General features: G+C 45.8%; 1 rRNA gene. It reads right to left on the reverse strand.

Features of this window, described 5'->3' with window-relative positions:
• Window positions 1-239: 239 nt before the first annotated feature.
• Window positions 240-613: ribosomal RNA gene (locus tag P3R27_RS15560) — 23S ribosomal RNA — on the reverse strand; the annotation flags it as partial.

A 613-nucleotide genomic window follows, 5' to 3' on the forward strand; every position in this document is an offset into this window, starting at 1 on the left:
GGTCCGTGTTTCAAGACGGGCGACTTAAGATCATTATGCCAACATCCTAGGTATAAACCGCAGTCCTCAGTCTAGGCTGGCAGTATCGACGAAGGCTATAACACACAACCGAAGCCGTGCCACATTCCAACGCAATTCTCCTACCGCCCAAACTGATGCTGGCCCGATAAACTGTAGAGGCCACCCCCGAAGAAGTAACATACAAAATACCAAGTCTGATCTCAAGCCCTTCCCTTTCAACAATTTCACGTACTTTTTCACTCTCTTTTCAAAGTTCTTTTCATCTTTCCATCACTGTACTTGTTCGCTATCGGTCTCTCGCCAATATTTAGCTTTAGATGGAATTTACCACCCACTTAGAGCTGCATTCCCAAACAACTCGACTCTTCGAAGGAACTTTACATAGGCCTGGATCATCTCATCGCACGGGATTCTCACCCTCTGTGACGTTCTGTTCCAAGAAACATAGACAAGAGCCAGACCCAAAGATACCTTCTTCAAATTACAACTCGGACTCTGAAAGAGCCAGATTTCAAATTTGAGCTTTTGCCGCTTCACTCGCCGCTACTGAGGCAATCCCTGTTGGTTTCTTTTCCTCCGCTTATTGATATGC

Source organism: Enterococcus spodopteracolus (assembly GCF_030441955.1).
Lineage (GTDB): Bacteria > Bacillota > Bacilli > Lactobacillales > Enterococcaceae > Enterococcus_B > Enterococcus_B spodopteracolus.